Below are 18716 nucleotides of genomic sequence, written 5' to 3' on the forward strand. Positions count from 1 at the left end.
ACACGGTTCACCCGGCCGCGGCGAGAAGGCATCATGAGGACCGTGCCCCACGCGACATCACTCCGCCGTGCCCCCGTACAGCGGCGCAGTGCCGAACGGCTGGCCAGGATCCTCGACGCCTGCGCCGACCTCCTGGACGAGGTCGGCTACGAGGCCCTGAGCACCCGGGCCGTGGCCCTGCGCGCCGGTGTGCCCATCGGCTCGGTGTACCGCTTCTTCGGCAACAAGCGGCAGATGGCCGACGCGCTCGCCCAGCGCAACCTGGAACGGTACGCGGAGCGCGTGACCGAGCGGCTGAAGGAGGCCGGCGACGGCGGCTGGCGCGCGGCGCTGGACGCGGTGCTCGACGAGTACCTGGCGATGAAGCGGTCCGCGCCCGGCTTCTCGCTCGTCGACTTCGGCAACCAGATACCGGTCGGCGCCCGGCACGCCGAGCCCAACCACCGCGTCGCCGACCGCCTCACCGCACTGCTGTCCGGCCACGTCGGCCGCGAGCCCGACGACGATCTGCGCCGCGCCTTCCTCGTCGCCGTGGAGACCGCCGACACCCTGGTGCACCTCGCCTTCCGGGTCGCGCCGGACGGGGACGAGAAGATCATCCAGGAGGCGCGGGAGCTGCTGCGGGCGTATCTGGGGCGGGTACTGGACTGACGGGGCGGGTACCGGACTGGCGCCCCGACGGCCGGATCGGCGTGCACGCGGCTGTGACCTGGAGTTTTGCGCTTATTGCTCGCGTGTCAACATCTTGTTAACGCTGCTGGAGGGCACCTAACGTCGTCGCACCGCCTGCCCTGGTGGGATGTTCAAGGGCGAACGTTAGGTGTCCACTCATGCTGACCATCCTCGGCTTCGTCATGATCGCGACCTTCCTGGTCCTGATCATGCTGAAGAAGATGTCGCCGATCGCGGCGCTCGTGCTGATTCCCGCGCTGTTCTGCGTGCTCGTCGGCAAGGGCGCCCACCTCGGCGACTACGTCGTCGACGGCGTGACCGATCTCGCCCCGACGGCGGCGATGCTCATGTTCGCGATCATCTACTTCGGAGTGATGATCGACGTCGGCCTCTTCGATCCGGTCGTCCGCGGAATCCTGAGGTTCTGCAAGGCCGACCCCATGCGCATCGTCGTCGGCACCGCCGTACTGGCCGCCATCGTCTCCCTGGACGGCGACGGCTCGACCACCTTCATGATCACGGTCTCGGCGATGTACCCGCTGTACAAGCGCCTGAAGATGAGCCTGGTCGTGATGACCGGGGTCGCCGCGATGGCCAACGGCGTGATGAACACCCTCCCCTGGGGCGGCCCCACCGCCCGCGCCGCCACCGCGCTGAAGGTGGACGCCGCCGACATCTTCGTCCCGATGATCCCGGCCCTGGCCGTCGGCCTCCTCTTCGTCCTCCTCCTGGCCTACGTGCTCGGTGTCCGCGAGCGCCGGCGGCTGGGCGTGCTGACGCTGGACGAGGCCCTCGCGGAGGGGAAGGAGAAGGAGGAGGAGAAGGAGACCGAGACGGTGCTGGTCGGTGCCGGTGCCGGTGCCGGTGCCAGTGCCGCTGCCGGTGCCGGTGCCGGGAAGGGCGAGGCGCGCACCGGCGGCTCCGGTGCCGCGGACCCCGCGCCGCACGACGACGCCGACCCCGGCGACGGACTCCACGGCATCGACCCGGACCGGCCCACCCTGCGCCCCAAGCTGTACTGGTTCAACGCGCTGCTCACGGTCGCCCTGCTCACCTCCATGATCATGGAGTGGCTGCCGATCCCGGTGCTGTTCCTGCTCGGTGCCGCGCTCGCCCTCACCGTGAACTTCCCGCACATGCCCGACCAGAAGGCCCGGATCGCCGCACACGCCGAGAACGTCCTCAACGTCTCCGGCATGGTCTTCGCCGCCGCCGTCTTCACCGGCGTCCTCCAGGGCACCGGCATGGTCGACCACATGGCCACCTGGCTGGTGGACAACATCCCCGACGGGATGGGGCCGCACATGGCGCTGGTCACCGGCGTGCTCAGCATCCCGCTGACGTACTTCATGTCGAACGACGGCTTCTACTTCGGCATCCTCCCGGTGCTCGCGGAGGCCGGCCAGGCCCACGGCGTCTCCACGCTGGAGATCGCGCGCGCCTCCATCGTCGGCCAGCCGCTGCACATGTCGAGCCCGCTCGTCCCGGCCGTCTACGTCCTCGTCGGCATGGCCAAGGTCGAGTTCGGCGACCACACCAGGTTCGTGGTGAAGTGGGCCGCGCTGACCTGCCTCGCCGTCCTCGGCGCGGCCGTCCTGTTCGGCATCGTCTGACCCCCGGTCCGGCCTCCCGGACCCCCGGTCCGGCCTCCCGGACCCCCGGTCCGGCCTCCCGGACCCCCGGTCCGGCCTCCCGGACCCCCGGTCCGGCCTCCCGGACCTTCCTCCCCGGCCTTCCCCGAAAGGACACACGACCATGGAGCCCGGTGGGAGCCGCGGCTGGCTGCTCCGCCTCGTCATCGCCTTCGGCTGCGCGCAGGGGGCGGTGTCGATGGCCCGGCCCGCCGTCTCCTACCGGGCCCTCGCACTCGGCGCGGACGAGCGGGCGGTCGGCGTCATCGCGGGTGTGTACGCGCTGCTGCCGCTGTTCGCCGCCGTGCCCCTCGGCCGCCGCACCGACCACGGCCGCTGCGCGCCGCTGCTGCCGGCCGGTGTGCTCCTGATCGCCGGCGGCTGCGCGCTGAGCGGTGTCGCCAACTCCCTGTGGACGATGGCGCTGTGGAGCGGCGTGATGGGCCTCGGCCACCTCTGCTTCGTCATCGGCGCCCAGTCGCTGGTCGCCCGCCGCTCCGCGCCGCACGAACAGGACCGCAACTTCGGCCACTTCACCATCGGCGCCTCCCTCGGCCAGCTCGTCGGCCCGATCGCCGCCGGGGCCCTCATCGGCGGCCACGACATGGCCGGCAGCAGCGCGCTCGCCCTGCTGGCCGCGGGGGCGGGCGCCGCCGTCGCGTTCACCTCGCTGTGGCGCATCGAGGGCCCCACGGCCGTCACGTCCCCTTCCGGGCGCGGGGAGCGGGTGCCGGTCCGGCGCATCCTGCGCGCCCGGGGCGTGCCGGCGGGCATCCTCGTCAGCCTGTCGGTGCTGTCCGCGACGGACATCCTCACCGCCTACCTTCCGGTGGTCGGCGAGCACCGCGGCATCGCGCCCTCCGTCGTCGGCGTGCTGCTCAGTCTGCGCGCGGCGGCCACGATCGCCTGCCGCCTGGTGCTCACGCCCCTGCTGCGGCTGCTGGGCCGGACCCTTCTGCTGACCGTGACCTGCCTGCTGGCGGCCCTGCTGTGCGCGGGCGTCGCGCTGCCGGTGCCGGTGTGGGCGCTGGCGGTGATGCTCGTCGCCCTCGGCTTCTGCCTCGGCGTCGGCCAGCCGCTGTCCATGACGACCGTCGTCCAGGCCGCCCCCGACGGCGCCCGCTCGACGGCCCTCGCCCTGCGCCTGACCGGCAACCGCCTCGGCCAGGTCGCCGCACCCGCCGGCGCGGGCCTGGTCGCCGGTGTCGCGGGCGTGGCCGCCCCCTTCGTCCTGCTCGGCGGCCTGCTGCTGCTCTCCGCGGGCGTCGCCCTGCGCTCCCCGGCCGGACCGACCGGGCAGGCCGGGTCGGCCGGACAGGGCGGGCAGGGTGGATCGACCGGGCAGGGCGGGCAGGACGGGCCGACCGGGCAGGACAGACGGGACGGACGGGGCGGACAGGGCGGACCGACCGGGCAGGCCGAGGGGCAACCGCCCTCCGCGGGCTCCCGCCGGGTGCGGGCACCGCGGCGCACCATCCGCCGGCGATGAGGCGGCGCGTGTGAGCGGACGGCCCGCGCCCGGGTAGGGAAGGGGGCATGAACTCCCCTCTCACCCGGGGCCGTACGGCCCTCGTGACGGCCGGTCTCCTCCTGGCCGTCGCCGCGCCCACCGCGTACGCCACCCTCGACGGCGACGGTGACGGCACGTCCTCCGCCGTGGCCGCCGCCTCCGCGCCGGCGCGCGGGGCGCCGTACGCCGAGACCCGGCTCCTCTTCGGCACCGAGCGGTCCGACGGCGGACCGGCCGTCACCGACGAGCAGTTCACGGCGTTCGTCGACGAGGAGGTCACGCCCGGCTTCCCGGACGGGCTGACCGTGCAGAGCGGGCGCGGGCAGTGGCGCGACGCGAGCGGGCGGATCCAGAAGGAGCGGTCGTACGAACTGACCCTGCTGTATCCGGCGGCGCGGGCGGCGGAGAGCGACCGGAGGATCGAGGAGATCCGCCGGGCCTACGAGAAGACCTTCGCCCAGGAGTCCGTCGGCCGGGTGGACCTGCGGGTCAGGGCCGACTTCTGACCTCCGTCTTCCGATCCCGGCTTCCGGTGTCGGTCCGGGCCGGGTGAGCCGTGCCATGACGGTCACCCCTGGTGCCGGAAAACTAACAGCGCTAGTTTGGGGCGCGGACGACGAGGCCCGCCCGGAGGGAACGCGATGAAGGCACACGACGGCATGTACATCGACGGCACCTGGCGGCCCGCCGCGGGCCGGGACGTGATCGAGGTGGTGAATCCGGCCGACGAACAGGTGATCGCCCAGGTCCCCGCCGGCGACGCCGTGGACGTCGACACCGCCGTACGGGCCGCCCGCGCCGCCCTGCCGGGCTGGGCCGCCACCCCGCCCGCCGAGCGCGCCGCCCGCCTGGCGGCCCTGCGGGACGTCCTGGTGGCCCGCGCCGGCGAGATCGCCGAGACCGTCACCGCCGAGCTGGGCTCGCCGCTGAAGTTCTCGCAGACCGTGCACGTGGGGGCGCCGATCGCGGTCGCGGGCTCGTACGCCGAGCTGGCGGCGGCGTACGCCTTCGAGGAGAAGGTCGGCAACTCCACCGTCTACCAGGAGCCGATCGGCGTCGTCGGCGCCATCACCCCCTGGAACTACCCCCTGCACCAGATCGTCGCCAAGGCCGCCCCGGCGCTGGCGGCAGGCTGCACCCTCGTGCTGAAGCCCGCCGAGGACACGCCGCTCACCGCGCAGCTGTTCGCCGAGGCGGTGCACGAGGCCGGTGTCCCGGCGGGCGTCTTCAACCTGGTCACCGGCCTCGGTCCGGTCGCGGGCCAGGCCCTGGCCGAACACCCCGGCGTGGACCTGGTCTCCTTCACCGGCTCCACCGCCGTCGGCAGGAAGATCGCCGCGATCGCCGGCGCCGCCGTCAAGAAGGTCGCCCTCGAACTCGGCGGCAAGTCCGCCAACGTCATCCTGCCCAGCGCCGACCTGGCCCGGGCCGTCAACGTCGGCGTCGCCAACGTCATGTCCAACTCCGGCCAGACGTGCAGCGCCTGGACCCGGATGCTGGTCCACCGCGACCGGTACGACGAGGCCGTCGGGCTGGCCGCGGACGCCGCCGCCAAGTACGGCGACCGCATCGGCCCCGTCGTCAACGCCAAGCAGCAGGCGAGGGTGCGGGGTTACATCGAGAAGGGGCTCGCCGAGGGCGCCCGCCTCGTCGCGGGCGGGCCCGAAGCGCCGCGCGAGCGGGGCTACTTCGTCAGCCCCACCGTCTTCGCCGACGTCACCCCGGACATGACCATCGCCCAGGAGGAGATCTTCGGCCCGGTCCTGTCGGTCCTCGCCTACGAGGACGAGGAGGACGCCCTGCGGATCGCCAACGGCACGGTCTACGGCCTCGCCGGTGCCGTCTGGGCCGGGGACGAGGCCGAGGCGGTCGCCTTCGCCCGCCGCATGGAGACCGGCCAGGTGGACATCAACGGCGGACGGTTCAACCCGCTGGCGCCCTTCGGCGGGTACAAGCAGTCGGGCGTCGGGCGCGAACTCGGCGTCCACGGCCTGACGGAGTACCTCCAGACCAAGTCCCTCCAGTTCTAGCCCTGCCGGTTCCGGTCCTCCCAGTCCTGTTCCGGTCCCCCAGTCCTGTTCCGGTCCCCCAGTCCTGTTCCAGTCCCTCCCGTTCCGTCCCTCCAGTTTCAGGAGAGGTGCCGTAATCCATGGCTGTCCGCGCCGCCGTCGTCCCCGCCCTGGGGGCCCCGCTGGAGATCACCGGGATAGACCTCCCCGAGCCCGGCCCCGGCCGGGTCCGCGTCCGGCTCGCCGCCGCCGGGGTCTGCCACTCCGACCTGTCCCTGTCCAACGGCACCATGCGGGTGCCGGTCCCCGCCGTCCTCGGCCACGAGGGCGCGGGCACCGTCGTCGCCGTCGGCGAGGGGGTCACCCACGTCGCGCCCGGCGACGGCGTCGTCCTCAACTGGGCGCCGTCCTGCGGCACCTGCCACCCCTGCTCGCTGGGCGAGGTCTGGCTGTGCGTCAACGCCCTGGCGGGCGCCGCCGGCGTGCACGCCCGCCGCGCCGACGACGGCACCGAGCTGCACCCCGGCCTGAACGTCGCCGCGTTCGCCGAGGAGACCGTGGTCTCCGCCTCCTGCGTCCTGCCCGCCCCGGACGGCATCCCGCTCACCGACGCCGCCCTGCTCGGCTGCGCGGTCCTCACCGGCTACGGCGCCGTCCACCACGCGGCCCGGGTGCGGCAGGGCGAGACGGTGGCCGTGTTCGGCGTCGGGGGAGTGGGGCTGGCCACCCTCCAGGCGGCCCGCATCGCGGGCGCCTCGAAGATCGTCGCGGTCGACGTCTCCCCGCAGAAGGAGGAGCTGGCCCGCGCCGCCGGCGCCACGGACTACGTCGTCGCCTCCGACACCACGGCCCGCGAGATCCGCGCCCTCACCGGCAAGCAGGGCGTGGACGTCGCCGTCGAGTGCGTGGGCCGCGCCGCCACCATCCGCACCGCCTGGGAATCCACCCGGCGCGGCGGACGCACCACCGTCGTCGGCATCGGCGGCAAGGACCAGCAGGTCACCTTCAACGCACTGGAGATCTTCCACTGGGGCCGGACCCTGTCCGGCTGCGTCTACGGCAACTGCGACCCGGCCCGCGACCTCCCGGTGCTGGCCGACCACGTCCGCGCCGGCCGCCTCGACCTGGGTGTCCTGGTGACCGAACGCATCGCCCTGGACGGCATCCCGGCCGCCTTCGAGAACATGCTGGCGGGCAAGGGCGGACGGGCGCTGGTCGTCTTCTAGCACCCGCCCCAGGACCTGCCCGCCCCAGGACCTGTCCGCCTCCGGGTCTGCCGGCCCCAGAGGCTGCCCGCCCCAGGGCCTGCCGACCCCAGGACCTGCCGACCCCATGACCCCGGCGTCTTCGAGACGCCGGGGTCCCCGGCGTGCCCGCGTCCCCGGTGCCGCGACACGGGCGGGCGGAAATTGCCGCCGCACAACCCGTTGACGGCCATACCGTCCGGTCAGTACGTTCCCGGGACCCGAGCCGCCCCCCACAGGTTCCGTCCCCGCACCCCCGGAGCGTGCACCCCATGGACACGGCACCATCCGCTCGACCGCTCACCCCCACCGCCCCCGCGGACCGCAACCGCCGCCGCGTCGCCACGGCGGCCGCCCTCGCCTCCGCCGTCGAGTGGTACGACTACTTCGTCTTCGGCATCGCCGCCGCCCTCGTCCTGGGCGACCTGTACTTCCCCTCCGGCAGCTCCACCGCCGGAGTGCTGGCCTCCTTCGCCACCTTCGCCGTCGGCTTCCTCGCCCGCCCGCTCGGCGGCATCGTCGCCGGGCAGCTCGGCGACAAGAAGGGCCGCAAGCCCATGCTGGTCCTCGCGCTCACCCTGATGGGCCTGGCCACCACCGGCATCGGCCTGCTGCCCACGTACGACACGATCGGCGTCGCCGCGCCGGTCCTGCTCGTCCTCCTGCGCGTCGTCCAGGGCGTCGCCGTCGGCGCCCAGTGGGGCGGGGCGATGCTGCTGGCCACCGAGTACGCCCCCGAGGGCAGACGCGGCGTCTACGGCAGCGTCGTCCAGCTCGGCGTCCCCATCGGGGTCGTCACCGCCAACAGCGTCTTCCTGCTGGCCGGTGCCCTCGTCTCGGAGCCGGCGTTCGAGTCCTGGGGCTGGCGGGTGCCGTTCCTGGTGGGCCTGCTCGTCCTGGGCCTCGCCTGGTACATCCACACCCGCGTCGAGGAGACCCCGGAGTTCCGGCAGGCCGAACGCGCGCTGGCCGAGAAGGAGAAGGGCGAGCGCACCTCGCCGCTGCGCACGATCGTGCGCGGCCACCTCGGCACGGTGTTCCTGGCCGGCGGCTCCTTCGCCGTGAACACCGCGACGTTCTACATCCTCATCACCGGCGTCCTCGACTACACCACCCGCGAACTGGACATGGCGCGCGGGCCGGTGCTCACCGTCTCCCTCTGCGTCAGCCTCACCCAGCTCGTGCTGATCCCGGCCTCCGCCGCCCTGTCCGACCGGATCGGCCGCATCCGCATCTACGCGCTCGGCGCGGCCGGCCTCGCCCTGTGGGCCGTACCGCTGTTCCTGCTGATCGACACCGGCTCGCTGCTGTGGCTGGCGGTCGGCACGTTCGTCGCCAGTTGCTTCCTGAGCGTCATGTACGGCCCTCAGGCCGCCCTGTTCGCCGAACTGTTCACGGCCGAGATGCGCTACACCGGCGCCTCCCTCGGCTACCAGATCGCGGCCGTCGGCGGCGGCGGGCTCGCGCCCTTCGTGATGGTGCTGCTGCTGGAGGCGACGGGCACGTCGATGGCCGTCTCCGGCTACATCATCGCGCTCGCGGTGATCGCCCTGGTGTCCATCAAGGTCCTCGCCGGCAGGGCGCGTTCGCGCTGACCGCGAGGCGGTCGCGGGCCGCGGCCCCGCCCGCCGCGGCAACAGGACGGCCGGTACGGGACGCGCGGCACACCCGCCGCGGTAACAGGACGGCCGGTACGGGACGCGCGGCACACCCGCCTGCCGACGGTCAGTGGCCGGCGGTCGGCAGGCAGGGCGCCGATGCTCAGCGCAGCGCCGCCGCCTCGATGCCGAGCAGTTCGGACAGCGCCCGCTCACCCGCCGGCGTCACCTTCACCGCCCGCTCGGAGCCGATGCGCACGCACCAGCCGGTGTCCAGCGCGTGCCGGCACAGGGCCGCGCCCGCGGCGCCCGCGAGATGGGGCCGCCGCTCGGTCCAGTCCAGGCAGGCGCGGGCGAGGGGACGGCGGCCGGTGCGGTCGAGGCGGATGCCGGCGGTGCCGAACCAGGCCAGGCCGGCGTCCGTGAGCGCGAAGCCGGTGTCCTGCCGCAGCAGCCCCCGGGCGGTCAGCGCGTCGGTCACCGCGATCCCGAGCCGCCCGGCGAGATGGTCGTAGCAGGTGCGTCCGCGGGCCATCGCCGACCCGGCGCCCGCCGCACGCAGGGTGCGCGGACGCCGGGCCGCGGCCTGGGGCGCGACCTGCGCGGCCAGGTCCTCCACGAGCTGCGCGACCCGCGCGCCGGCCAGCCGTACGTACCGGTGCCGCCCCTGCCGCTCCTCGGCGAGCAGACCGCCCGCGACCAGCTTGCCGAGGTGCTCGCTCAGCGTCGACGCGGCGACTCCCGCGTGCCGGGCCAGCTCACCGGCGGTCCACGCCCGCCCGTCGAGCAGCGCCAGCAGGCACGCGGCCCGTGTCTCGTCGGCGATCAGCGCGGCGAGCCGCGCCAGCGGTGCCGCCTGGGGGTTCTCGGCCATGGGTCCCAGCATGGGGCAGGGACCGTTCGGCGCGCACCGAAGGGTCCTAGACGGGCCGGGCGGGCCGGGTGGGCCGCTTCACCTGTTCGTACTGCTGCGCCAGCCCGTCCAGCAGGGCCGTCAGCCCGGTCTCGAAGGCCCGCTCGTCGATCTTCTCCTGCTGCTCGGCCAGCAGGTGGGCCTGCCCGAGGTGCGGGTAGTCGGCCGGGTCGTAGGCGCTCGCGTCGTCCACGAAACCCCCGGCGAAGGAGCCGAGGGCGGAGCCCATGATGAAGTACCGCATCAGCGCGCCGATGGAGGTCGCCTGCGCGGGCGGCCAGCCCGCGTCGACCATCGCGCCGTAGACGGCGTCCGCCAGGCGCAGTGCGGCCGGGCGGCGGCCGGGACCGCGGGCCAGGACCGGGACGATGTTGGGGTGGTCGCGCAGGGCGGCCCGGTAGGAGACCGCCCAGTCGTGCAGCGCGGTCCGCCACTCCCGGCCGTCCTCGAACATCGACAGGTCGACCTGGGCGCTCACCGAGTCGGCGACCGCCTCCAGGATCTCGTCCTTGGTGCGGAAGTGGTTGTAGAGCGAGGGCCCGCTGACCCCCAGCTCCGCGGCGAGCCGGCGCGTGGAGACGGCCGCGAGGCCCTCCGCGTCGACCAGGGCACGGGCCGCTTCCACGATGCGGTCGGTGCTGAGCAGGGGCTTGCGCGGTCGGGCCATGGCGCACATAGTAGGGCTGCGACCGGAAACTAGCAGTGCTAATTTAAATGTACGGCTTTCAAGCTACGGCTCGCGCCATCCGTCCTCTGTCCGTCTTTCTGTGGGGTGACTCGGCATGAACCTGGAGCTCAGCGAGGAGCAGACCGCCGTCCGGCAGCTCGCCCGGGACTTCGTCGAGCGGGAGATCACCCCTCACGTCGTCGCCTGGGACCGCACGGAGGAGGTCGACCGCTCGATCGTGAAGAAGCTGGGCGAGGTCGGCTTCCTCGGGCTGACGATCGACGAGGAGTACGGCGGCTCGGGCGGCGACCACCTGGCGTACTGCCTGGTGACGGAGGAGCTCGGCCGCGGGGACTCCTCCGTGCGCGGCATCGTCTCCGTCTCCCTCGGCCTGGTCGCCAAGACCATCGCCGCCTGGGGGAGCGAGGAGCAGAAGCGCCGCTGGCTGCCGGGGCTCACCTCCGGCGAGTACGTCGGCTGCTTCGGCCTGACCGAGCCGGGCACCGGCTCCGACGCCGGCAGCCTCTCCACCCGCGCGGTGCGCGACGGCGACGACTACGTCATCAACGGCACCAAGATGTTCATCACCAACGGCACCTGGGCCGACGTCGTCCTGCTCTTCGCCCGCTCCACCGACGCCCCCGGCCACAAGGGCGTCTCCGCCTTCCTCGTCCCCACCGACACCCCCGGCCTGACCCGCCGCACGATCCACGGCAAGCTGGGCCTGCGCGGCCAGGCCACCGCCGAGCTGGTCCTGGAGGACGTCCGCGTCCCCGCCTCCGCGATGGTGGCGCCGGAGGGCAAGGGCTTCTCGGTCGCCATGTCGGCCCTCGCCAAGGGGCGGATGTCGGTCGCGGCGGGCTGCGTCGGCATAGCCCAGGCGGCTCTGGACGCGGCCGTGAAGTACGCCGGAGAGCGCGAGCAGTTCGGGAAGGCCATCGCCCGCCACCAGCTCGTCCAGGAACTGATCAGCGACATCGCCGTCGACGTGGACGCCGCCCGGCTGCTGACCTGGCGGGTCGCCGACCTGATCGACCGCGGGCAGCCCTTCGCCGTCGAGTCCTCCAAGGCCAAGCTGTTCGCCTCCGAGGCCGCCGTCCGCGCCGCCAACAACGCCCTCCAGGTCTTCGGCGGCTACGGCTACATCGACGAGTACCCGGCGGGCAAGCTGCTGCGCGACGCCCGCGTGATGACCCTCTACGAGGGCACCAGCCAGATCCAGAAGCTCGTCATCGGGCGGGCGCTGACCGGGGTCTCGGCCTTCTGAGTACGTCCCCGGTGCGTTGTTGAGTATCCCGGCGGATGTGGCGCGGCCCACGTCCGCCGATGCTTCTCCCATGAGCGACACACCGGTCAAGCAGCAGGGCACGGCCGCCTTCTACGGGCAGGCCGTCGCCTCCTTCGCGGTCGCCCTGGCCGCCACCGCGATCGGCATCTTCAACCTCCAGGCCGACGCCTGGGTGCGCGCCTTCCTCGGCATCGCGGTCCTGTACCTGGTCACCTCCGCCTTCACCCTGGCCAAGGTCATCCGCGACCGGCAGGAGGCCGGGCAGATCGTCAGCCGTGTCGACCAGGCGCGCCTGGAGAAGCTGCTCGCCGAACACGACCCGTTCGAGAAGCTGTGACCGGCCCGGCGGGCGGCGTACTCCGCCGAGCGGCCACGCTAAGCGCCCGCTCACCTTCGGCGGTATGGTGGAGCTCCTGTCACCGAGAGGGGCGAGCGAGCGATGAGTACGGCGGAGGAGACGGCGGGCGGCGACGTCGAGCCGTGGGGCGAGGTCACCCCGGATGCGGCCCGGCGGCTGCTGGTCGCCGCCGTGGAGGCCTTCGCCGAGCGCGGCTACCACGCGACGACCACCCGCGACATCGCGGGCCGCGCCGGCATGAGCCCGGCCGCGCTCTACATCCACTACAAGACCAAGGAAGAACTGCTCCACCGCATCAGCCGGATCGGCCACGACAAGGCGCTGAGCATCCTGCGCACGGCGGCCGGGGGCGAGGGGAGCGCCACCGAGCGGCTCGCCGACGCGGTGAGCTCCTTCGTCCGCTGGCACGCGGGGCGGCGCACCACCGCGCGCGTGGTCCAGTACGAACTGGACGCGCTCGGGCCGGACGCCCGCGCCGAGATCCTCGCGCTGCGCCGCCAGGTCGACGCCGAGGTGCGCGGCATCATCGAGGACGGTGTGGCGACGGGCGAGTTCGACGTGGCGGACGTGCAGGGCACCACGCTCGCCGTGCTGTCGCTGTGCATCGACGTCGCCCGCTGGTTCAACATCAACGGCCCCCGGACGCCGGACGAGGTCGGCGCGCTCTACGCCGACCTCGTGCTGCGGATGGTGGGGGTGAAGCGGCCCGGGTCCGCTCAGGGGTAGCGTCCGGCGCCGCCGCCCGGAGGCGACTCAGAGGTAGTAGCGCGAGACGGACTCCGCCACGCACACCGGCTTCTCGCCGCCCTCGCGCTCCACGGTGAAGGCGACGGTCACCTGGACGCCGCCCTGCACGTCGTCGACCCCCGTGATCGTCGCCGTGGCGCGCAGCCGCGAGCCGACCGGCACGGGGGAGGGGAAACGGACCTTGTTGGTGCCGTAGTTGACACCCATCTTCACGCCCTCGACCCGGATCAGCTGCGGTCCGAAGAGCGGCAGCAGGGAGAGGGTCAGGTAGCCGTGGGCGATGGTGGTCCCGAAGGGGCCCCGGGCGGCCTTCTCCGGGTCGACGTGGATCCACTGGTGGTCGCCGGTCGCCTCCGCGAACAGGTCGATCCGCTTCTGGTCGATCTCCAGCCAGTCGGTGTACCCCAGCTGCTCGCCCACCGCCGCCCTCAGGTCGTCGGCGGAGGTGAAGATCCTCGGCTCTGCCATGTCCCGGCCTCCCGCGTCACAGGGTCGTGATGCCCTGGGTTCTGGTCCTCGTGTCGGTCTCGTGCCGCCTACTCTAAGCGACTGCTTAGCATGCTCCGGTCGTGCGGGCGGTGTCAACGGAGGGGGAGAGCCGGAGTCGGTAGGGTTCGAGGAGTGCCCCAGATTCCAGAGAAGATCCACGAGCTCACGGTCGGCCAGCTCGCCGCGCGCAGCGGCGCCGCCGTCTCCGCCCTGCACTTCTACGAGTCCAAGGGTTTGATCACCAGCCGCCGCACCTCGGGCAACCAGCGCCGCTACAGCCGTGACACCCTGCGCCGGGTCGCCTTCATCCGCGCCGCGCAACGGGTCGGCATTCCGCTCGCCACGATCCGGGAGGCGCTCGCCGAGCTGCCCGAGGAGCGCACGCCCACCCGGGAGGACTGGGCCCGCCTCTCCGAGACCTGGCGTTCCGAACTGGACCAGCGCATCACACAGCTGAACCGGCTGCGCGACCACCTCACCGACTGCATCGGCTGCGGCTGCCTGTCCCTGGACACCTGCGTGCTGTCCAACCCGGACGACGTCTTCGGCGAACGAGCCACCGGCTCCCGCCTGTTGATGGAACGGAACGGTGCCGCCGCCGCACGGAAGCGCGGCGGGTCCTGCGCCTGAACGGCCGGGCGCGCCGCGGCCGGTGCGCGGGCCCGCGGCCTGCCGTACGCCGTACGCCCGGTCACTCGTACGTCCGGTTGCTCGGTACGTCCGGTCGCTCGGTGCGCCCGAGCGGCCGGACGCCCCCGCCACGTCCCGCCGCAGGGCGCCGGCCTGCGGGCGGCCGTGAGGGGTGGGCCGGTGCCGGGTCGTGGCGTGCGGTCCCCGTGATGGTGCGGCGCGTTTCCGGCATGCGCCGACGGAGGCCGGGCGGTGGTGCGAGGGGGGGCGGCGCTGAGCGGCATGCCGGTGAACGGGACGAACGGCACGTCAGTGCCGGTGTCCACGCGCGGAGCGCCACTCGGCCAGCCCCGCGGCGACCAGCCGCGCGTTCGACTCCGCCCGCCGGCCGTCGGGCAGGAGGAGCGTGTCCTCCAGGCCGATGCGGGTCGCCAGGCCCAGCCTCCCCGCCAGCCGCAGCACCGGCCAGGCACCGCCGTCCTCGCCGTGCAGGAGCAGCGGGCGGCCGTGGGCCGTGCCGAGGCCGGACAGCAGGGCGTGGGCCGATGCCTCCGCCGTCGCCGGGTCGGTGTCCGTGACCTCCGCGAGCACCCGCAGCACCTTCGGGCCCAGCGGCGACCGTGCGAACCGGGCGGCCGCGTCCGTCCCGGACCGGATGCCCGCCTCCACGCCCACGCCCCGGTCGAGCAGCGCGGCGGCGACCCGCTCGGCGCCCGGCTCGTGCCAGTTGACGGACGCGTGGTCGGGCAGGACGGTCCAGCTCCGGATCCGCGCGACCCGCGCGTCGGGATCGGGCTCCGCCCAGGCGCCCGTGGTCACGCCGACCGGGACGGACGCCGGCACCCGGTCCCGTATCGCCGCGAGCGTCACCGCCAGTACGCGGGGCGACAACGTGTCCTGCCCGCACGGCGTCTTGGGATGCGCGTGGACGTCCGTGGCCCCGGCCGCCACCGCCCCGGCCGCGGACGCGGCCATCGTCTCCGGCGTCAGCGGCACCACCGCACCGTCGGCGGACCCCCGGGGCCCGTTCAGGCACACCTGCGTCATGCCCCGATCCTGCCCCGGCGTCCTCGGGACGACCCGCGGGCACAGGGGGCGCGGCAACGCATCACCCCCCGCACCCCGCCCGCCCCCTCGCCCGGGCGGCGGCTCAGGCCGGCACCAGCTCCCGCCCCCGCCTGGCACCCGCCAGCGCCTCGGACGTGAGGACGGGCCGCGGGACCAGGATGCCGCAGTCCGCGCAGACCGGTCCCGCCGAGGGCTCGTGCGCCAGACCGTACTTCCACACGAGCCGCTCGCCCTCGCACACCGGGCAGACCGCACCCGGTTCGCGCTCCAGGGCCGCGATCAGCCGGCGCAGTACCTCGGCCAGCGGCCCACGGGGATGGAGCCGCGGGTCGTCGCACCACGCCACGCCGAAGCCGCCCCAGGTCAGCCGGTGCCAGTCGTCCACGCTGCCCGGCCTGCGCAGCCCGTCGTGCTTCTCCCTCTTGCGGCGCCGGGCGAACTCCACCTCGTAGGCCAGCCAGACCGTTCGCGCCTCCTCCAGCTCGTCCATCGCGGCCACCAGCCGCGCCGGATCCGGTGACCTGTCCTCCGGATCGAACCCCCACCGGGAGCACAGATGGTCCCAGGTCGCCCTGTGCCCGTAAGGGGCGAACCGCTCAAGGCACTTGCGCAGCGAGTAGCGCCGCAACGCCAGATCACACCGCGGATCGCGGACCTGTCTTGCCAGACTCCGGAAACCGGCCATCGCCCTGCACCTCCGTCACACCTGCATCTGTGTATTCCGGTCATGCGGCGTCGTCGTACGGACGTCGCCGAGTAGACGTGTCGACACGCGATTCGGCTCCATCCGTTTTCCGATGGCCCCCATAAGCCGGCCGAGGTGCCCGCGCGTCGGCCGACGCGAACCGTGTGCCTGTTCTGCTGTCTCCGAAAAGTGACGCATGCTCATCTTCAATCTCGGGGATACCGGCGGTAACGTCCGGCACACCCTCGTCGGGAGGAGCTGCCATGCCACGCCGCACGTCGCGCACCACCCTCGACAGACTGAGAACTCCTCGCGGAATCCCCGGGTTCCTGAAGGCCGCATCGATATGCGTGCTGACAGCCGCTCTTCTGTCACCGCTTTCCCCGGCGGTGGCGGAGGGAACGGCGGAAGCGACAGGAACAGCGGCCACAAGAGCCCCAGATGCCCAGGACGCCCAGGACGCCCCGGCGTCCGCCACCGCCACCGCTGCCGCCGCCGGCGACCACTGCGGCGGCCGGTGCTCCGACATCCTGCCGCCCGGCCAGAACGGCAACGCCACCCTCGCCCAGATCCTGCTCCACCAGGCCCTCGGCACCCGGCCCGCGCACGCCGGGGACCAGCTCGGCCCCTACGCCAGGCTCGCCACGGGCTATCCGTCCCTCACCGACGACACCATCGGCACGTTCTTCAACGACGCCTCGTTCGGCGTACCCGCCGACCAGGTGGCCTCCACCGTCCGCCCGGCCGGCCGCGACGACGTGACGATCGTCCGCGACAAGAAGACGGGCGTCCCGCACATCACCGGAACCACCCGCTACGGCACGGAGTTCGGCGCCGGTTACGCGGCGGCCCAGGACCGGCTGTGGCTGATGGACGTCTTCCGCCACGTCGGACGCGGGCGGCTGACGTCGTTCGCGGGCGGCGCCCCCGCCAACCAGGGCCTGGAGCAGCAGTTCTGGCGCAACGCCCCGTACACCGAGGCCGACCTCCAGGCCCAGATCGACCACGCCGTCGCCGCGAACGGCGAACGCGGCCGGCAGGCCCTCGCCGACGTGCACGCCTACATCGACGGCATCAACGCCTACATCGACGCCGCGGACAAGGGCCGTCACTTCCCCGGCGAGTACGTCCTGACCGGCCACAAGGACAGCATCACCAACGCCGGCACCATCGAGCACTTCAAGCCCACCGACCTGGTCGCCCTGGCCTCCGTCATCGGCGCCCTGTTCGGCTCCGGCGGCGGCGGTGAGGTGAACAACGCCCTGTCGCTGCTGGCCGCGCAGGAGAAGTACGGCGTGGAAGAGGGCACGAAGGTGTGGGAGTCCTTCCGCCAGCGCAACGACCCCGAGGCGGTCCTCACCGTCCACGACGGCAGCTTCCCGTACGCCACGCGGCCCGGGGACCCGCAGGGCCGGGCCCTGCCCGACGCCGGTTCGGTCGTCCCCGAGCCGCTGGTCTTCGACCGCACCGGCAGCGCGGCGACCGTCCGCGCCGAGAGCGCCGGGAAGGAGGCGGCCCGCGCCGCCGCAGGCTCGGCCCGGCGCGGCATGTCCAACGCCCTCGTCGTCAGCGGGAAGCACACCGCGAGCGGCCACCCGATCGCCGTCTTCGGCCCGCAGACCGGCTACTTCGCGCCCCAGCTGCTGATGCTCCAGGAGATCCAGGGCCCCGGCCTCAGCGCCCGCGGCGCCTCCTTCGCGGGCCTGAGCATGTACGTCGAACTCGGCCGCGGCCAGGACTACGCGTGGAGCGCGACCACCTCCGGCCAGGACGTCATCGACACCTACGCCGTCGAACTGTGCCAGGACGACCACCACTACCTGTACCGCGGCGTCTGCACGCCGATGGAGAAGGTCGAGCAGAAGAACGCCTGGAAGCCGACCGTCGCCGACGGCACCGCGGCCGGCTCCTACACGATGCGGGCCTGGCGCACCAGGTACGGGCCGGTGGAGTCCCGCGCCACGGTCGGCGGCAAGAAGGTCGCCTACACCACCCTGCGCTCGTCCTTCCTGCACGAGGTCGACTCGATCATCGGCTTCCAGATGCTCAACGACCCCGGCTTCCTGACCGGCCCCGACGCCTTCCAGAGCGCGGCGCGGCACATCAACTACACCTTCAACTGGTTCTACGCCGACTCCGAGCACACCGCGTACCACAACAGCGGCGACAACCCGGTGCGCGCCCCGGGCGTCGACGCCGAGTTCCCGGTGTGGGCCGCCCCGGCGTACGAGTGGCGCGACTGGGACCCGGCGACGAACGACGCCCGGTACACCCCGGCCTCGGCCCACCCCCACTCCCGCGACCAGGACTACTACATCTCCTGGAACAACAAGGTGGCCGAGGACTACGCGGCCGCGTCCTGGGGCAGCGGCTCCGTCCACCGCGGCGACCTGCTCGACGACCGGGTGCGGAAACTGGTCGCCGAGGGCGGCGTGACCCGGGCCGCGCTGGTCAAGGCGATGGCGGACGCGGGACTGGCCGACCTGCGGGCGGAGGGCGTCGTACCGAAGCTGCTGAAGGTGATCGACAGCGCACCGGTGACCGACCCCGCGGCGGCGACGGCCGCCGGCAGGCTGCGCGCGTGGGTGGCGGCCGGCGCGAAGCGCACGGAGACGTCGGCCGGTTCGAGGACGTACGCCCACGCGGACGCGATCCGTCTCCTGGACGCCTGGTGGCCGCTGCTGGTGAAGGCCCAGTTCGAACCGGGCCTCGGCAGCGGGCTGTACACGGCCTTCACCCGCAACCTGCCGGTCGACGAGTCCCCGTCCGCCGCGCACGGCCCGACCGGCGCGCACGCCGGGAGCGCCTTCCAGTACGGCTGGTGGAGCCATGTCGACAAGGACATCAGGGCGGTGCTCGGCGAACCGGTGCGGGGACCGCTGGCCCGCGCGTACTGCGGCGGCGGCGACCTCGCCGCCTGCCGGGACGTGCTGCTCGCCACCCTGAAGGAGGCGGCGGCGAAGACGGCCGCCCAGGTCTACCCCGGCGACGACCACTGCGCGGCCGGCGACCAGTGGTGCGCCGACTCGGTCGTCCACCGCGCCCTGGGCGGCATCGGGCACGGCGGGATCAGCTGGCAGAACCGGCCGACCTACCAGCAGGTCGTCGAGTTCACCTCCCACCGCTGACCGCGCGCCGGGCGGGCACCGGCACTCCGGCGCCCGCCCGGCACCGCGCTCACGGCTGCGGCGGATCCTCCGTCCGGCA

Annotated in this window: 17 protein-coding genes; 12 read left to right on the forward strand and 5 right to left on the reverse strand. The window is 73.4% G+C overall.

The genetic code is table 11. From position 1 onward, the window contains the following. The first annotated feature begins 33 nt into the window (after positions 1–33). From ABZ340_RS14475 to ABZ340_RS14505, 7 genes are all read left to right on the forward strand, one after another. Positions 34–651, forward strand: a complete 618-nt coding sequence (locus tag ABZ340_RS14475) for a TetR/AcrR family transcriptional regulator (RefSeq protein ID WP_358782093.1) — start codon at positions 34–36, stop codon at positions 649–651. A gap of 179 nt (positions 652–830) precedes the next feature. Beyond that, positions 831–2285, forward strand: coding sequence for a citrate:proton symporter (locus tag ABZ340_RS14480; RefSeq protein ID WP_358782094.1), 1455 nt, complete (start codon positions 831–833; stop codon positions 2283–2285). A 142-nt stretch (positions 2286–2427) separates the two neighbouring features. Next, positions 2428–3792 (forward strand): MFS transporter, encoded by a 1365-nt coding sequence (locus ABZ340_RS14485; RefSeq protein ID WP_358782095.1) that lies wholly within the window; start codon positions 2428–2430, stop codon positions 3790–3792. Between the two features lie 47 nt (positions 3793–3839). Then, positions 3840–4319, forward strand: coding sequence for a DUF3574 domain-containing protein (locus ABZ340_RS14490; protein WP_358782096.1), 480 nt, complete (start codon positions 3840–3842; stop codon positions 4317–4319). A gap of 135 nt (positions 4320–4454) precedes the next feature. Then, entirely contained in the window at positions 4455–5843 is a 1389-nt protein-coding gene (locus ABZ340_RS14495) for an aldehyde dehydrogenase family protein (protein ID WP_358782097.1), read from the forward strand. Positions 5844–5962: 119 nt separating this feature from the next. Next, on the forward strand, positions 5963–7048 hold the full coding sequence (locus ABZ340_RS14500) for a Zn-dependent alcohol dehydrogenase (RefSeq protein ID WP_358782098.1): 1086 nt from the start codon (positions 5963–5965) through the stop codon (positions 7046–7048). Positions 7049–7338: 290 nt separating this feature from the next. Then, positions 7339–8661 (forward strand): MFS transporter, encoded by a 1323-nt coding sequence (locus ABZ340_RS14505; RefSeq protein WP_358782099.1) that lies wholly within the window; start codon positions 7339–7341, stop codon positions 8659–8661. 166 nt (positions 8662–8827) lie between these two features. Here the strand turns inward: ABZ340_RS14505 and ABZ340_RS14510 are convergent, their stop codons facing one another. Together ABZ340_RS14510 and ABZ340_RS14515 are read right to left on the reverse strand one after the other, a co-directional pair. Then, positions 8828–9550, reverse strand: coding sequence for a winged helix-turn-helix domain-containing protein (locus ABZ340_RS14510; protein WP_358782100.1), 723 nt, complete (start codon positions 9548–9550; stop codon positions 8828–8830). Positions 9551–9584: 34 nt separating this feature from the next. After that, entirely contained in the window at positions 9585–10244 is a 660-nt protein-coding gene (locus ABZ340_RS14515; RefSeq protein ID WP_358782101.1) for a TetR/AcrR family transcriptional regulator, read from the reverse strand. Between the two features lie 115 nt (positions 10245–10359). Here ABZ340_RS14515 and ABZ340_RS14520 point away from each other — a divergent pair, with 115 nt between their 5' ends. The 3 genes from ABZ340_RS14520 to ABZ340_RS14530 all read left to right on the forward strand — a co-directional run bounded on the left by ABZ340_RS14520 (position 10360) and on the right by ABZ340_RS14530 (position 12616). Next, the gene (locus ABZ340_RS14520) at positions 10360–11511 is read left to right on the forward strand and encodes an acyl-CoA dehydrogenase family protein (RefSeq protein ID WP_358782102.1); all 1152 of its coding nucleotides are present in this window, start codon (positions 10360–10362) and stop codon (positions 11509–11511) included. Positions 11512–11581: 70 nt separating this feature from the next. Next, positions 11582–11869: a YiaA/YiaB family inner membrane protein gene (locus tag ABZ340_RS14525; protein ID WP_358782103.1), complete on the forward strand. Its 288-nt coding sequence runs from the start codon at positions 11582–11584 to the stop codon at positions 11867–11869. 102 nt (positions 11870–11971) lie between these two features. Continuing rightward, complete coding sequence (locus ABZ340_RS14530; RefSeq protein WP_358782104.1) at positions 11972–12616, forward strand: TetR/AcrR family transcriptional regulator; 645 nt, start codon at positions 11972–11974, stop codon at positions 12614–12616. A gap of 27 nt (positions 12617–12643) precedes the next feature. On the opposite strand, the gene ABZ340_RS14535 is transcribed toward ABZ340_RS14530, so the two are convergent. Continuing rightward, a complete protein-coding gene (locus ABZ340_RS14535) occupies positions 12644–13105 on the reverse strand; it encodes a MaoC family dehydratase (protein WP_358782105.1) in 462 nt (153 codons plus the stop codon). A 153-nt stretch (positions 13106–13258) separates the two neighbouring features. Between ABZ340_RS14535 and soxR the strand changes: the two genes are divergently transcribed. Next, positions 13259–13756, forward strand: a complete 498-nt coding sequence (gene soxR, locus ABZ340_RS14540; RefSeq protein WP_358782106.1) for a redox-sensitive transcriptional activator SoxR — start codon at positions 13259–13261, stop codon at positions 13754–13756. 309 nt (positions 13757–14065) lie between these two features. Here soxR and ABZ340_RS14545 read toward each other — a convergent pair whose 3' ends face one another. After that, the gene (locus ABZ340_RS14545) at positions 14066–14803 is read right to left on the reverse strand and encodes a 3-keto-5-aminohexanoate cleavage protein (protein WP_358782107.1); all 738 of its coding nucleotides are present in this window, start codon (positions 14801–14803) and stop codon (positions 14066–14068) included. A gap of 103 nt (positions 14804–14906) precedes the next feature. Further along, on the reverse strand, positions 14907–15509 hold the full coding sequence (locus tag ABZ340_RS14550; RefSeq protein WP_358782108.1) for a hypothetical protein: 603 nt from the start codon (positions 15507–15509) through the stop codon (positions 14907–14909). A 263-nt stretch (positions 15510–15772) separates the two neighbouring features. Between ABZ340_RS14550 and ABZ340_RS14555 the strand changes: the two genes are divergently transcribed. Continuing rightward, complete coding sequence (locus ABZ340_RS14555) at positions 15773–18637, forward strand: penicillin acylase family protein (RefSeq protein WP_358782109.1); 2865 nt, start codon at positions 15773–15775, stop codon at positions 18635–18637. The last annotated feature ends 79 nt before the right edge of the window (positions 18638–18716 follow it).

The organism is Streptomyces sp. NPDC006134 (genome assembly GCF_040628835.1).
Lineage (GTDB): Bacteria > Actinomycetota > Actinomycetes > Streptomycetales > Streptomycetaceae > Streptomyces.

Coding starts and splice junctions, on each gene's coding strand:
- ABZ340_RS14525 (WP_358782103.1), top strand. CDS start 11,582: ATGAGCGACACACCGGTCAAGCAGCAGGGCACGGCCGCCTTCTACGGG.
- ABZ340_RS14480 (WP_358782094.1), top strand. CDS start 831: ATGCTGACCATCCTCGGCTTCGTCATGATCGCGACCTTCCTGGTCCTG.
- ABZ340_RS14505 (WP_358782099.1), top strand. CDS start 7,339: ATGGACACGGCACCATCCGCTCGACCGCTCACCCCCACCGCCCCCGCG.
- ABZ340_RS14485 (WP_358782095.1), top strand. CDS start 2,428: ATGGAGCCCGGTGGGAGCCGCGGCTGGCTGCTCCGCCTCGTCATCGCC.
- ABZ340_RS14555 (WP_358782109.1), top strand. CDS start 15,773: ATGCCACGCCGCACGTCGCGCACCACCCTCGACAGACTGAGAACTCCT.
- ABZ340_RS14535 (WP_358782105.1), bottom strand. CDS start 13,105: ATGGCAGAGCCGAGGATCTTCACCTCCGCCGACGACCTGAGGGCGGCG.
- ABZ340_RS14530 (WP_358782104.1), top strand. CDS start 11,972: ATGAGTACGGCGGAGGAGACGGCGGGCGGCGACGTCGAGCCGTGGGGC.
- ABZ340_RS14515 (WP_358782101.1), bottom strand. CDS start 10,244: ATGGCCCGACCGCGCAAGCCCCTGCTCAGCACCGACCGCATCGTGGAA.
- ABZ340_RS14545 (WP_358782107.1), bottom strand. CDS start 14,803: ATGACGCAGGTGTGCCTGAACGGGCCCCGGGGGTCCGCCGACGGTGCG.
- ABZ340_RS14495 (WP_358782097.1), top strand. CDS start 4,455: ATGAAGGCACACGACGGCATGTACATCGACGGCACCTGGCGGCCCGCC.
- ABZ340_RS14550 (WP_358782108.1), bottom strand. CDS start 15,509: ATGGCCGGTTTCCGGAGTCTGGCAAGACAGGTCCGCGATCCGCGGTGT.
- ABZ340_RS14510 (WP_358782100.1), bottom strand. CDS start 9,550: ATGCTGGGACCCATGGCCGAGAACCCCCAGGCGGCACCGCTGGCGCGG.
- ABZ340_RS14520 (WP_358782102.1), top strand. CDS start 10,360: ATGAACCTGGAGCTCAGCGAGGAGCAGACCGCCGTCCGGCAGCTCGCC.
- ABZ340_RS14500 (WP_358782098.1), top strand. CDS start 5,963: ATGGCTGTCCGCGCCGCCGTCGTCCCCGCCCTGGGGGCCCCGCTGGAG.
- ABZ340_RS14475 (WP_358782093.1), top strand. CDS start 34: ATGAGGACCGTGCCCCACGCGACATCACTCCGCCGTGCCCCCGTACAG.
- ABZ340_RS14490 (WP_358782096.1), top strand. CDS start 3,840: ATGAACTCCCCTCTCACCCGGGGCCGTACGGCCCTCGTGACGGCCGGT.